Genomic DNA, 14,291 nt, shown 5'->3' on the forward strand with positions numbered 1-14,291 from the left:
CGGCCCCCGCGCCGGGCGCCCGAAGAGCAGCAGAGGGCCGCCGCGAGCGCCCGGAGAAGAGAGCGGAAGGGGGAGAACCCACCCCTTGCCACTCTCAACATATAGCGCAAGGGGGGTCTTGCGGCAAGGCCCCCTGGATGGCGCACAATCGCAGGCCTCAGATCGGAGCTGATGCCATGAACCCCCCGACCACCAGCGCTTTCGACCTCCCCGAGCGGTTGTCCGCCAAGGCCGACCCGGCGCTCGTCGCGGCCGACGAGCGGCACTTCGCGGCGATCGCGGAGAGCCTGGAGCAGGTGATCGCCGAACTCTCCGACCAGCTCGACGTCGTGCGGCGCGCTCCGGGGGGTGCCGGGCAGGCGGCGATGGACCGCGACATCGAGGTGTACCGGCTGAGCGGCCGGCTGCGCGCCCTGCGCCGCTACGGTCTGGACCTGTGCCTGGGGCGCATCGTCGCCGAGGAGGGTGCCGAGCCGCTGTACATCGGCCGGCTCGGGCTGACCGACAGCGAGGGCCGGCGGCTGCTGGTCGACTGGCGCTCGCCCGCCGCCGAGCCGTTCTTCGCGGCGACCCACGCGGACCCGATGGGCCTGGCGAGCCGCCGTCGCTACCGCTGGACCCGCGGCCGGATCTCCGACTACTGGGACGAGGTGTTCACTGCGGAGGGCCTCGCCGGGCACGCCGCGCTGGACGACCAGTCCGCCTTCATCGCCAGCCTGGGCGGCAACCGCTCGGCCCGGATGCGGGATGTGCTGGCCACCATCCAGGCCGACCAGGACGCGATCATCCGGGCCGGCTCGCGCGGCGCCCTGGTGGTCGACGGCGGCCCGGGCACCGGCAAGACCGTGGTGGCCCTGCACCGCTCCGCCTACCTGCTGTACGCCGACCCCCGCCTCGGCCACCGCCGCGGCGGAGTGCTGTTCGTCGGCCCGCACCAGCCCTACCTGAACTACGTCGCCGACGTCCTGCCCAGCCTCGGCGAGGAGGGTGTGCGCACCTGCACCCTGCGGGACCTGGTGCCCGAGGGCGCGGATGCGCCGGAGGAGGCGGACCGGGAGGTGGCGCGGCTCAAGTCCTCGGTGGAGCTGGTGCGGGCGATCGACAAGGCCGTCCGGATCTACGAGGAGCCGCCGGTCGAGGAGCTGCTGGTCGGCACTCCCTGGGCGGACCTGCGGTTGAGCGCCGCGGACTGGGCCGAGGCCTTCGACGCCCCGGATCCGGGCACCCCGCACAACGAGGCGCGCGAGCAGATCTGGGACGAACTGGTGGCGATCCTGCTGGACAGGCTGGAGCAGGACGACGAGGAGGAGGTCTCGCCCGAGCAGTTCCGCCGCGCGCTGCGGCAGGACCGGGAACTGGTCGGCACGCTCAACCGGGCGTGGCCGCTGCTGGAGGCGGCGGAGCTGGTCGGCGACCTCTGGTCGGTGCCCGCCTACCTGCGGATGTGCGCGCCGCACCTCACCCCGGAGGAGGTCCGTGCGCTCCAGCGCAAGCACGCCCCGCAGGCATGGACGGTCTCCGACCTGCCGCTCCTGGACGCGGCCCGCCAGCGGCTCGGGGACCGCGAGGAGACCTTGCGCCGGCAGCGTCGGCGTGCCTCGGCGGCCGCCGAGCGCGAGCGGATGGCGGACGTGATCGGCGACTTGATCCAGGCCGACGACGACGGTGAGGGCGTGGTGACGATGCTGCGCGGCCGGGACCTCCAGGACACCCTGGTCGACGAGGACGCGCTGCCCGCCGCCGCCGCGGAGCCGCTCGCGGGCCCGTTCGCCCACATCGTGGTGGACGAGGCCCAGGAGCTGACCGACGCCCAGTGGCAGATGCTGCTGCAGCGCTGCCCGTCCCGGAGCTTCACCATCGTCGGGGACCGGGCCCAGGCCAGGCACGGCTTCGCCGAGTCGTGGCAGGAGAGGCTCGACCGGGTCGGCTTCGACCGCACCACGATGGCCTCGCTGAGCATCAACTACCGCACGCCGGCCGAGGTGATGGCGGAGGCCGAGCCGGTCGTCCGGGCGGCGCTGCCGGACGCCAACGTGCCGACCTCGGTGCGCAGCAGCGGCCTTCCGGTGCGGCACGGTGCGGTGGCGGAGCTGTCGGCCGTGGTGGATTCCTGGCTCGCCGAGCACGACGAGGGCGTCGCCTGCGTCATCGGCGATCCGGGGTTCCGGGAGCGGGCGCGGGTCCGTTCGCTCACCCCGGAGTTGGCCAAGGGGCTGGAGTTCGACCTGGTGGTCCTGGTCGACCCGGAGGCGTTCGGTGACGGTGTCGAGGGTGCGGTCGACCGTTACGTCGCGATGACCAGGGCGACCCGTGAGCTCGTCGTCCTCCGGAGCCGCCCCTAGCCTCCGGGGCCGCCCCTAGCCTGCGGGGTCGCCCGTAGCCTCCGGGGCCGTACCGGCCGAAGGGGCCCGGCGCATCCGCGCCGGGCCCCTCGACGGCCTTGCCCCACAGGTCAGTTGTGGGCGTGCAGGTCCGCGTTCAGGCCGCCCCAGGAGCCGGAGCGGGCGATGACCTCGACCGCGCCGGTCTGCGAGTTGCGGCGGAACAGCAGGTTGTCCTGGCCGGACAGCTCGACGGCCTTGGCCACCGTGCCGTCCGGGGTGGTGACCCGGGTGCCGGCGGTGACGTACAGGCCGGCCTCGACGACGCAGTCGCTGCCGAGCGAGATGCCGATGCCCGCGTTGGCGCCGAGCAGGCAGCGCTCGCCGACGGAGACGACCTGCTTGCCGCCGCCGGACAGGGTGCCCATGATCGAGGCGCCGCCGCCGATGTCGCTGTGGTCGCCGACGACGACGCCCGCGCTGATCCGGCCCTCGACCATCGAGGTGCCGAGGGTGCCGGCGTTGAAGTTGACGAAGCCCTCGTGCATCACGGTGGTGCCGGCGGCGAGGTGGGCGCCGAGCCGGACGCGGTCGGCGTGGGCGATGCGCACACCGCCGGGGGCGACGTAGTCGGTCATCCGCGGGAACTTGTCGATCCCGTAGACGGCCAGCTGGCCGCCCTGGGCGCGGACGGCGAGGCGGGCCTGCTCGACCCGGTCGACCGGGACGGGGCCGATGCTGGTCCAGGCGACGTTGGCGAGCAGGCCGAAGATGCCGTCCAGGTTCTGGCCGTGCGGCCGGACCAGCCGGTGGCTGAGCAGGTGCAGGCGCAGGTACACGTCGTGGGTGTCGAGCGGCTTCTCGTCGAGCGAGGCGATGGTGGTGCGCACGGCGACCACCTCGACGCCGCGGCGGGCGTCGGCGCGCAGCGCTTCGGCGGCGCCGGCGCCGAGCTCGGCCTCGGCCTGCTCGGAGGTCAGGCGCACGGTGCCGGCCGGGCCGGGCTCGGCGGCCAGGGCGGGGGCGGGGTACCAGGTGTCGAGGACGGTGCCGTCGGCGGCGATGGTGGCCAGACCGGTGGCCACGGCGCCGGTCGCCGGGGTGGTGGATTCGGGCGAGGTGGATTCAGCAGTCACACCGTGCACGTTAACCAATGGGGGGCCCGGCTGCCGAACACGCCCATCGTCCGGACAGGCGGGCGGACCCGCAGGCCAGCGCCGCGCGGGGTGGGAAAACCCGGTGCCCGGACGTCTCCCGCTGGGCAATACTCGGCCGGGTGTTCATGTCGATTTCCACTACCGGCAGCGCCGAGAGCCCGGCGACGGATCTCGGGTTCCTGCTGCACAAGCATCCCGGCAAGGTCCAGCGGTTCACGACGTCGCACGGTGCGGCCCACGTCTTCTACCCCCGGGCGGACGACGAGGCCTGCACCGCGGCGCTGCTGCTGGACATCGACCCGATCGCGCTGGTCCGCAAGGGCCGGGGCGACGGCAGGGGGCGCGGCGGCTCGCCCGACTTCGCGCTCTCCCAGTACGTCAACGACCGCCCGTACGCGGCGTCCTCGCTGCTCGCGGTGGCGTTGCGGACGGTGTTCCGGTCGGCGATGAAGGGCGACTGCCCGGCCCGTCCGGAGCTGCCGGCGCTGGTCCGCCCGCTGCGGATCGAGCTGCCCGCGGTGCCCGCGAACGGTGCGGGCGAGGGTGGCGGTCCGGCGATGGTGGCCCGGCTGTTCGAGCCGCTGGGCTGGCGGGTGGAGGCGACGGCGGTCCCGCTGGACGAGGCCTTCCCGGAGTGGGGCGAGTCCCGCTACGTGCGGGTCGTGCTCGCCTCGGAGTCGGTGCGGCTGGCCGAGGCGCTCCAGCAGCTGTACGTGCTGCTGCCGGTGCTGGACGGTGCGAAGCACTACTGGGTCGCCCCGGACGAGGTGGACAAGCTGCTCGCCGCCGGTGAGGGCTGGCTGGCGGCGCACCCGGAGCGCGCGTTGATCGCCCGCCGCTACCTGTCCCGGCGCTGGTCGCTGACCCGGGCCGCGATGGAGCGGCTGGAGCTGGCCCGGCTGGCCGAGGCGGACGACCGCGAGGTCGAGGAGATCGACAACGCGGTCGACGACCGGCCCGAGGAGGAGGGGCGGGAGGCCGCCGGGCCCGCCCCGGACGGGCAGGAGGACCGGCACGAGCCCCGGCCGCCGTCCCTCGCCGAGCGGCGCCGCGCCGCGATCCTGGCCGCCCTGCGCGACGGCGGCGCCGCCCGGGTCGCCGATCTCGGCTGCGGCCAGGGCGAGTTGATCGGTGAGTTGATGAAGGACGCCCGGTTCACCGAGATCCTCGGGGTGGACGTGTCGGCGCGGGCGTTGCAGGCGGCGAAGCGCCGGCTGCACCTGGAGCGGTTGCCCGAGCGGCTGGCGGCGCGGGTGACGCTGGCGCAGGGTGCGCTGACGTACACCGATGCCCGGTTGAAGGGGTACGACGCGGCGGTGCTGTGCGAGGTGATCGAGCACCTGGACCTGCCGCGGCTGCCGGCCCTGGAGTACGCGGTGTTCGGGGCGGCCCGCCCGAGGACGGTGGTCGTCACCACGCCCAACGTCGAGTACAACGTCCGGTGGGAGAGCCTGCCGGCGGGCCGGGCCCGGCACGCCGACCACCGCTTCGAGTGGTCGCGCGCCGAGTTCGGCGCCTGGGCGGGGAAGGTCGCGGCGGCGTACGGCTACACGGTGGAGCTGCGCCCGGTCGGCCCGGAGGACCCGGAGGTCGGCCCGCCGACCCAGCTCGCCCTGTTCCGCACCGCCGCCGACGCCACCGATGCCGCCACGACCACCGCCACGCCCGGAGGAGGCGAGACCCGATGACCGAGGACGCGACCCCCACCCCCGACGAGGCCCCCGCCTCCGACCAGGCCCTCGACCACACCCCCGACGAGACCCCCACCCCCGACGAGACTGCCACCCCCGACCAGCCCCCCGCCCCCCGCCGCCTGCCCGTCACCGACGTCTCCCTCGTCGTCCTGATCGGCACCAGCGGCGCGGGCAAGTCCAGCTTCGCCCGCCGCCACTTCCTGCCCACCCAGGTGGTCTCCTCCGACTTCTGCCGCGGCCTGGTGTCCGACGACGAGAACGACCAGTCGGCGTCCGCCGAGGCCTTCGACCTCCTGCACTACATCGTCGGCAAGCGCCTGGCGGCCGGGCGCCTCACCGTGGTGGACGCGACCAACGTGCAGCCGGAGGCCCGCCGTCAGCTGGTGGCGATCGCCCGGGCGCACGACGTGCTGCCGATCGCGATCGTGCTGGACGTCCCGCCGGGGGTGTGTGCCGAGCGCAACCGCGCCCGCCCGGACCGCCAGTTGCCCGCCCACGTCGTCCCGCGCCAGCACCGCGAGCTGCGCAGGTCCCTCAAGGGCCTGGAGCGCGAGGGTTTCCGCAAGGTGCACGTGCTGCGCGGCGAGGCCGAGGTGGCGGCCGCCGTGATCGAGCCGGAGAAGCGCTACAACGACCTGCGCCACCTCACCGGCCCGTTCGACGTCGTCGGCGACATCCACGGCTGCCGTTCCGAGCTGGAGACCCTGCTGACCCGCCTCGGCTACACGCTGGCCCGGGACGCCGGGGGCCGCCCGGTGGACGCCGTCCACCCGCGGGGCCGCACGGCCGTGTTCGTCGGCGACCTGGTCGACCGCGGCCCGGACACCCCGGGTGTGCTGCGCCTGGTGATGGGCATGGTGGCGGCCGGTCACGCGATCTGCGTGCCGGGCAACCACGAGAACAAGCTGGGCCGGGCGATGGACGGCAAGAAGGTCACCGTCTCGCACGGCCTCCAGGAGTCGCTGGACCAACTGGCCGGGGAGAGCGAGGAGTTCCGGGCCGAGGTGCGGGCCTTCATGCGCGGCCTGGTCAGCCACTACCTGCTGGACGGCGGCGCCCTGGTGGTCTGCCACGCCGGCCTGCCGGAGCGCTACCACGGCCGCGCCTCCGGCCGGGTGCGCTCGCACGCGCTGTACGGGGAGACCACCGGCGAGACCGACGAGTACGGCCTGCCGGTGCGCTACCCGTGGGCGGAGGAGTACCGGGGCCGGGCGCTGGTGGTCTACGGCCACACCCCGGTGCCGAGCGCGAGCTTCCTCAACAACACCATCTGCCTGGACACCGGCTGCGTCTTCGGCGGCAGCCTGACCGCGCTGCGCTACCCGGAGCGCGAGCTGGTGAGCGTCGACGCGGAGCGGGAGTGGTACGCCCCGGTGCGTCCGCTGCGGACCGACGCGCCGGGCGCCCGGGAGGGCCGTCCGCTGGACCTCGCCGACGTGGCGGGGCGCCGGGTGGTGGAGACCGCCCTGCACGGCCGGGTGGCGGTGCGGGAGGAGAACGCGGCGGCCGCGCTGGAGGTGATGAGCCGCTTCGCGCTGGACCCGCGGCTGCTCGCCTACCTGCCGCCGACCATGGCGCCGAGCCCGACCTCCCGCCGGGAGGGCTACCTGGAGCACCCGGAGGAGGCCTTCGCCGCCTACCGCGCGGACGGGGTCCGGCACCTGGTGTGCGAGGAGAAGCACATGGGCTCGCGCGCGGTGCTGCTGGTCGCCCGGGACACCGCCGCGCTGGAGCGGCGCTTCGGGGTGGCCGGTCCGGGGGCGATCTGGACCAGGACCGGGCGGGCCTTCCTCGACGACGAGGAGCTGACCGGCGCGGTGCTCGGCAGGGTCCGGGCGGCGGCCGAACGGTCGGGCCTGTTCGAGGAGTTGGGCAGTGACTGGCTGCTGCTGGACGCCGAGCTGATGCCGTGGTCGTTGAAGGCGGTGGAGCTGCTGCGCCGCCAGTACGCCGCGGTCGGCGCGGCGGCCGGCGCCGCCCTGCCGGAGGTGCTGTCGGCGCTGGAGCAGGCGGCCGCGCGCGGGCTGGAGCTCGGCGGGCTGACCGCCCGCCAGCGCCGCCGCGCCGCCGACGCCCGGGCGTTCACCGAGGCCTACCGGCGCTACTGCTGGCCGACCGAGGGCCTGTCGGGCATCCGGCTGGCGCCGTTCCAGCTGCTGGCCGCGGAGGGGGCGAACCTGGCGGTGCGCCCGCACGACGAGCACCTGGCCCTGATCGACCGCCTGGTCGCGGCCGACGCCGAGGCGGCTGACCAGGCTGCCGGCGAGGCCGCCGACGGGGCCGCCGGCGACCGGGTGGCGCCGGTGCTGCACCGCACCGGCCGGGTCCTGGTGGACACCGGGGACGAGGCCTCGGTGGCGGCCGCCACCGCCTGGTGGGAGGAGCTGACGGCGGCGGGCGGCGAGGGCATGGTGGTCAAGCCGCTGGCCTCGGTGGTGCGGACGGTGCGGGGCGAGGGCCGTCCGGGCGGCCTGGTGCAGCCGGGTGTGAAGGTCCGCGGGCGGGAGTACCTGCGGATCGTCTACGGCCCGGACTACACCGAGCACCTGGAGCGGCTGCGGATGCGCTCGCTGGGCCACAAGCGGTCGCTGGCGCTGCGTGAGTACGCGCTGGGCCTGGAGGCGCTGGACCGGCTGGCGGCGGGGGAGCCGCTGTGGCGGGTGCACGAGGCGGTGTTCGCGGTGCTGGCCCTGGAGTCCGAGCCGGTCGACCCGCGCCTGTAGGACCGCGCCGGTGGAACCGCCGGTAGGACCGCGCCGGTAGGGCCGCGGGACCGGGCACGGGAGGGGAAGTCCCACCGGGGGCTTCCCCTCCTTCACCGCCAGTCTGTATAGAAATTCCGAGCATCGTATACACTTGCCACTTTCCCCCAAGCCCCGTCACCCCAGGAGCCCGGCATGGCCTTCAACCTCCGGAACAGGCACTTCCTCAAGGAGCTCGATTTCACGCCCCATGAGTTCCGCTTCCTGGTGGACCTCGCGGCCGCGCTCAAGGCCGCCAAGTATGCGGGCACCGAGCAGCCCCGGCTGCGGGGGAAGAACATCGCGCTGATCTTCGAGAAGACCTCCACCCGCACCCGCTGCGCCTTCGAGGTGGCCGCGCACGACCAGGGTGCCACCACCACCTACCTGGACCCGTCCGGTTCGCAGATGGGCCACAAGGAGTCCGTCAAGGACACCGCCCGGGTGCTCGGCCGGATGTTCGACGGGATCGAGTACCGGGGTCACGGCCAGGAGATCGTCGAGGAGCTGGCCGAGCACGCCGGCGTCCCGGTCTGGAACGGTCTGACCGACGAGTGGCACCCCACCCAGATGCTGGCCGACGTGCTGACCGTCACCGAGCACACCGCGAAGCCGCTCACCGAGGTCGCCCTCGCCTACCTCGGCGACGCCCGCTCCAACATGGGCAACTCGCTGCTGGTCACCGGCGCCCTGCTGGGCATGGACGTCCGGATCGTCGCCCCGCGCGCCCTGTGGCCCGCCGAGGACGTGCAGAAGGCGGCGCAGGAGCTGGCCGGGCGCACCGGTGCCCGGATCACGCTGACCGAGGACGTGGCGGAGGGCGTGGCCGGCGCCGACTTCCTCTACACCGACGTCTGGGTGTCGATGGGCGAGCCCAAGGAGGTGTGGGCCGAGCGGATCGCGCTGCTCAGGCCGTACCAGGTGTCCATGGACACCGTCCGGGCCACCGGCAACCCGAACGTGAAGTTCCTGCACTGCCTGCCCGCCTTCCACGACCTCGGCACCGTGGTCGGGCGGCAGATGTACGAGGCGACCGGGATGACCGAGCTGGAGTGCACCGACGAGCTGTTCGAGTCGGCGCACTCCATCGTGTTCGACCAGGCCGAGAACCGCCTGCACACCATCAAGGCCGTCCTGGTCGCCACCCTGGGGTCGTGAGGGGCGGGCGCTACCGCTCCAGCTTGACGCAGCCCACCCGGTCGCCCGCCGCGTGCGGGCCGGCCGGGGTGCCCGCGTGCAGCACCAGCGAGCGCGCCTCGCCGGGCCGCGGCTGCCAGTCGACCGCGGTCGTGGCGGTGCCCGCGCCCCCGGCGTCGGTGCGCAGCACCAGCCGCAGCTCGTTGCGCTCGTTGGCGTACGCCGGGTCGGTGGACGGCTGCACCGGGTCGACCGCGTCCTGGTAGTGCGGCCCGGAGGCGGCCGGGTCGGCCCCGCAGGTGCCGGTGTGCAGGTGCACCGGGAACGTGTGGTCGGGGGCGAGGCCGGTGGCCGTCAGGGTGAGCACCGTGCGCCCGGGCTCCGAGCGGTCGGTGACGATCCGGGCGTGCGAGCCGTACGGGACCAGGTCCTGGGCGTAGCTGATCGCGGCCGGCGGGACGAAGGCGGTCGCCGGGTCGAAGGCCGCCTCCACGACGGAGACCGGTGGGGCGGCGGGGGCGAGCAGGGCCAGCGGCAGCAGGGCGGCGGCGAGCGGAGCGGGCATCGGTCGGGGCCTTCCACGGGCAGGGCGACGGTCACCCTGCTAACGCGGCCGGGCCGCCGGGGACACCCGCGGGGTTCGGCCGCGCGGGGGCCCGGTCGGTCGTGGGGCCGCTGACCGGCCGCTGACCTGCGTCGAAACGCACCGGGGCATGCCTGCGGTGGTGATCGCGGCGGCATGCACTATGGTTTATCTCGACATCGAGATAACTGCCCCTTACGATATATCTCGACATCAAGATACTTGCCGAGAGGCGCTCGCCGGCGATGCGGCAAGGTAAGCCTAAGTAAGGCTGACCTTACCAGCGTGGCGGCCGGATATCGCACGAAGCACCCAGAAGGAGTCAGTCGTGTCCGCGAACAGCTTCGACGCCCGCAGCTCGCTGCAGGTGGGCGACGAGTCGTACGAGATCTTCAAGCTCTCCGCCGTCGAGGGTTCCGAGCGGCTGCCCTACAGCCTCAAGGTGCTGCTGGAGAACCTGCTCCGCACGGAGGACGGCGCGAACATCACCGCCGACCACATCCGCGCGCTCGGCGCCTGGGATGAGAACGCCCAGCCGAGCCAGGAGATCCAGTTCACGCCCGCGCGCGTGATCATGCAGGACTTCACCGGCGTCCCCTGCGTGGTCGACCTGGCCACCATGCGCGAGGCCGTCAAGGAGCTGGGCGGCGACCCGGCCAAGATCAACCCGCTGGCCCCGGCCGAGCTGGTCATCGACCACTCGGTCATCGCCGACAAGTTCGGCACCAAGGACGCGTTCACCCAGAACGTCGAGATCGAGTACGGCCGCAACAAGGAGCGCTACCAGTTCCTGCGCTGGGGCCAGACCGCCTTCGACGAGTTCAAGGTCGTCCCGCCGGGCACCGGCATCGTCCACCAGGTGAACATCGAGCACCTGGCCCGCACCGTCATGGTCCGCGGCGGCCAGGCCTACCCGGACACCTGCGTCGGCACCGACTCGCACACCACCATGGTCAACGGCCTGGGCGTGCTGGGCTGGGGCGTCGGCGGCATCGAGGCCGAGGCCGCGATGCTCGGCCAGCCGGTCTCCATGCTGATCCCGCGCGTCGTCGGCTTCAAGCTGACCGGCGAGCTGCCGGCCGGCACCACCGCCACCGACCTGGTGCTCACCATCACCGAGATGCTGCGCAAGCACGGTGTGGTCGGCAAGTTCGTCGAGTTCTACGGCGACGGCATCGGCTCCATCCCGCTGGCCAACCGCGCCACCATCGGCAACATGTCGCCGGAGTTCGGCTCGACCTGCGCGATCTTCCCGATCGACGCCGAGACCATCAACTACCTCAAGCTCACCGGCCGCGACGAGCAGCAGCTCGCCCTGGTCGAGGCGTACGCCAAGGAGCAGGGTCTCTGGCACAACCCGGCGCACGAGCCGGCCTACTCGGAGTACCTGGAGCTGGACGTCTCCACCGTCGTCCCGTCGATCTCCGGCCCGAAGCGCCCGCAGGACCGCGTGATCCTGGCCGAGGCCGCCGAGCGGTTCGCCGAGGCGCTGCCGACCTACTCCGCCGAGGCCTCGAAGCCGACCGCCGTCACCGCCCCCGACGGCTCGACCTACGAGATCGACAACGGCGCGGTCGTGATCGCCTCGATCACCTCCTGCACCAACACCTCCAACCCCTCCGTCATGCTGGGCGCCGCCCTGCTGGCGAAGAAGGCCGTGGAGAAGGGCCTGTCGGTCAAGCCCTGGGTCAAGACCACCCTGGCGCCCGGCTCCAAGGTCGTCATGGACTACTACGAGAAGGCCGGCCTGCTCCCGTACATGGAGAAGCTGGGCTTCAACCTGGTCGGCTACGGCTGCGTCACCTGCATCGGCAACTCGGGCCCGCTGCCCGAGGAGGTCTCGGCCGCCGTCAACGAGTCCGACCTCGCGGTCGTCTCGGTGCTCTCGGGCAACCGCAACTTCGAGGGCCGGATCAACCCCGACGTCAAGATGAACTACCTGGCCTCCCCGCCGCTGGTGGTCGCCTACGCCCTCGCCGGCAACATGAACATCGACATCACCAAGGACGCCCTGGGCCAGGACGCCGACGGCAACGACGTCTTCCTCGCCGACATCTGGCCGACCGAGCAGGAGGTCGCCGACACCGTCGCCGGCTCCATCGACGAGGCGATGTTCGACAAGGGCTACCAGGACGTCTTCGCCGGTGACCACCGCTGGCAGTCGCTCCCGGTCCCGACCGGCAACACCTTCGAGTGGGACGCCGAGTCCACCTACGTCCGCAAGCCCCCGTACTTCGAGGGCATGGCCAAGACCCCGAGCCCGGTGACCGACATCGCCGGCGCCCGCGTCCTGGCCAAGCTGGGCGACTCGGTCACCACCGACCACATCTCCCCGGCCGGCAACATCAAGCCGGGCACCCCGGCGGCGCAGTACCTGACCGCCAACGGCGTCGAGAAGCGTGACTTCAACTCCTACGGCTCGCGCCGTGGCAACCACGAGGTCATGATCCGCGGCACCTTCGCCAACATCCGTCTGCGCAACCAGATCGCGCCGGGCACCGAGGGCGGCTACACCCGCGACTTCACCCAGGCCGACGCCCCGGTGTCGTTCATCTACGACGCCTCGCAGAACTACCAGGCCGCCGGCGTCCCGCTGGTCGTCCTGGCGGGCAAGGAGTACGGCTCCGGCTCGTCCCGCGACTGGGCCGCCAAGGGCACCGCGCTGCTCGGCGTCAAGGCCGTCATCGCCGAGTCCTACGAGCGCATCCACCGCTCGAACCTGATCGGCATGGGCGTCCTGCCGCTGCAGTTCCCGGAGGGCGAGAACGCCGAGTCCCTCGGCCTGACCGGCGAGGAGACCTTCTCCTTCACCGGCGTGACCGAGCTCAACGAGGGCCGCACCCCGAAGACCGTCAAGGTCAAGGCGGTCGGCGCGGACGGGACCGGCAAGGAGTTCGACGCGGTCGTCCGCATCGACACCCCCGGCGAGGCGGACTACTACCGCAACGGCGGCATCCTGCAGTACGTGCTGCGCTCGCTCATCGGCTGAGCCCGGGTGAGTGACTGAGGGGGCCGGACCGCACACCGCGGTCCGGCCCCTTTTGCATACCGCGCCGGAAGCGGACGTCCTCTTGTGCGTTCCCCGGTCCATGGACTAAACCTCTGTGCCATCTGGTCCAGACCATTTGACGCCGCCTCAGAGAACGGGTCCGGTATGCCCACTCGCGCCTCAGCGCTGCTCGCCGCCACCACCGTCGCCGCCCTGCTCGTCGCCCCCACCGCCGCGAACGCCGCGGAGAGCGGCCACCACGGGCCCGCCCTGAAGGGCCAGCGGGTCGGCTACTTGACCCAGTGGGGCGCCGACAGCTCCGCCAAGCGCGTCCAGGACTCCGGCCAGGCCGCCAGGCTGACCGTGATCAACTACGCCTTCGGCAACGTCTCCGCGGACGGCACCTGCTTCGAGAGCAACGACTCCGGCCAGGGAGACGCCCACAACGACTACCAACGCGCCTTCTCCGCCGCCGAGTCGGTGGACGGCGTCGCCGACGCCCCCGGCCAGCGGCTCAAGGGCCACCTCAACCAGCTGCGCAAGCTCAAGGCGAAGAACCCGCAGCTGCGCACCGTCATCTCACTGGGCGGCTGGAGCTGGTCCAAGTACTTCTCGGACGCGGCCGCCACCGACTCCGCCCGCAAGAAGTTCGTCTCCTCCTGCATCGACCTCTACCTCAAGGGCGACCTGCCGGTCCTGCCCGGCTCCCCGGAGGGCGGCGCGGGCGCGGCCGCCGGCGTCTTCGACGGCATCGACATCGACTGGGAGTACCCGGGCGGCGGCGGGGACGCCGGCAACGTGGTCCGCCCCGAGGACGGCCGCAACTACACCCTGCTGATGGCCGAGTTCCGCCGCCAGCTCGACGCGCTGAGCGGCCGGAAGGGCAAGCACTACCTGCTCACCGCCGCGGTCGCCGCCAACGAGACGGTCGCGGACCGGCTCGAACTGCCCGAGCTGAGCCGGTCGGTGGACTGGCTCAACCTGATGGCCTACGACCTGCACGGCCCCTGGGAGGGCAAGGGCCCGACCGACCACCAGGCCAACCTCTACTCGGACCCCGCCGACCCGGACGTCCGGCAGCGCAGCGCGGACGCCGCCGCCACCCACTACCAGGAGCGCGGCCTGCCCTCCCGGCAGCTCGTCCTCGGCGCCCCGCTGTACGGCCACGGCTGGACGGGCGTCGCCCCCGGCGAGCGCGGCGGCCTCCACCAGAGCGCCACCGCCGCCGCCCCGGACCACTCCTACGCCGAGCTCAACGCGCTGCCCGGCAAGGTGTACGTGGACCGCGACCACGGCGCGTCCTGGAAGTACGACGGCTCCACCTTCTACAGCTACGACACCGCCGAGGTGCTCACCGAGAAGGCCCGCTACGCGCGCTGGAACGACCTGGCCGGGGTGATGGTCTGGTCCCTGGACGGCGACGACGCCAAGGGCAGCGCGATCGCCGCCCTCGACCGCGGCCTGCGCCGGGACTGACCCCCGGGGGCCGACCTCCGGGACCGCCGCCCGGGACCGACCCGGCCGGGGCCGGTCCCGGCGCCGACCGGTACGTTGGAGGGGCCCGCCGGCACGCGGGGGGGGGGGCCCGCCGCCGTGGGGGGAGGGCGGGGCGGAGGCGGGGGGGGGCAGGGGGCGGGCCCGGGGGTGCCCGCGCGACCGCCCCACCCCG

General features: G+C 73.2%; 8 protein-coding genes. 6 read left to right on the top strand and 2 right to left on the bottom strand.

Translation table 11 applies throughout. The features are described 5' to 3' along the window. The first annotated feature begins 176 nt into the window (after positions 1 to 176). Positions 177 to 2,342, top strand: coding sequence for an RNA polymerase recycling motor ATPase HelR (gene helR, locus ACFXOZ_RS39640; RefSeq protein ID WP_380594866.1), 2,166 nt, complete (start codon positions 177 to 179; stop codon positions 2,340 to 2,342). 110 nt (positions 2,343 to 2,452) lie between these two features. Here the strand turns inward: helR and dapD are convergent, their stop codons facing one another. After that, positions 2,453 to 3,457, bottom strand: a complete 1,005-nt coding sequence (gene dapD, locus ACFXOZ_RS39645) for a 2,3,4,5-tetrahydropyridine-2,6-dicarboxylate N-succinyltransferase (RefSeq protein WP_375893061.1) — start codon at positions 3,455 to 3,457, stop codon at positions 2,453 to 2,455. A 140-nt stretch (positions 3,458 to 3,597) separates the two neighbouring features. On the opposite strand from dapD, the gene ACFXOZ_RS39650 reads away from it, so the two are divergent. The 3 genes from ACFXOZ_RS39650 (at position 3,598) to argF (ending at position 9,071) form a co-directional block, all read left to right on the top strand. Continuing rightward, complete coding sequence (locus tag ACFXOZ_RS39650; RefSeq protein ID WP_380594868.1) at positions 3,598 to 5,166, top strand: 3' terminal RNA ribose 2'-O-methyltransferase Hen1; 1,569 nt, start codon at positions 3,598 to 3,600, stop codon at positions 5,164 to 5,166. Then, entirely contained in the window at positions 5,163 to 7,895 is a 2,733-nt protein-coding gene (locus tag ACFXOZ_RS39655) for a polynucleotide kinase-phosphatase (RefSeq protein WP_380594870.1), read from the top strand. Before ACFXOZ_RS39650 ends, ACFXOZ_RS39655 begins: the two co-directional genes overlap by 4 nt. Before the next feature lie 174 nt (positions 7,896 to 8,069). Then, on the top strand, positions 8,070 to 9,071 hold the full coding sequence (argF, locus tag ACFXOZ_RS39660; RefSeq protein ID WP_380594872.1) for an ornithine carbamoyltransferase: 1,002 nt from the start codon (positions 8,070 to 8,072) through the stop codon (positions 9,069 to 9,071). A 10-nt stretch (positions 9,072 to 9,081) separates the two neighbouring features. Here argF and ACFXOZ_RS39665 read toward each other — a convergent pair whose 3' ends face one another. Further along, entirely contained in the window at positions 9,082 to 9,615 is a 534-nt protein-coding gene (locus ACFXOZ_RS39665; protein ID WP_380594874.1) for a superoxide dismutase family protein, read from the bottom strand. Positions 9,616 to 9,961: 346 nt separating this feature from the next. On the opposite strand from ACFXOZ_RS39665, the gene acnA reads away from it, so the two are divergent. Next, the gene (gene acnA, locus ACFXOZ_RS39670; protein ID WP_375893070.1) at positions 9,962 to 12,622 is read left to right on the top strand and encodes an aconitate hydratase AcnA; all 2,661 of its coding nucleotides are present in this window, start codon (positions 9,962 to 9,964) and stop codon (positions 12,620 to 12,622) included. A 165-nt stretch (positions 12,623 to 12,787) separates the two neighbouring features. Then, complete coding sequence (locus ACFXOZ_RS39675) at positions 12,788 to 14,098, top strand: glycoside hydrolase family 18 protein (RefSeq protein WP_380594876.1); 1,311 nt, start codon at positions 12,788 to 12,790, stop codon at positions 14,096 to 14,098. The last annotated feature ends 193 nt before the right edge of the window (positions 14,099 to 14,291 follow it).

The organism is Kitasatospora sp. NPDC059160 (genome assembly GCF_042755465.1).
Lineage (GTDB): Bacteria > Actinomycetota > Actinomycetes > Streptomycetales > Streptomycetaceae > Kitasatospora.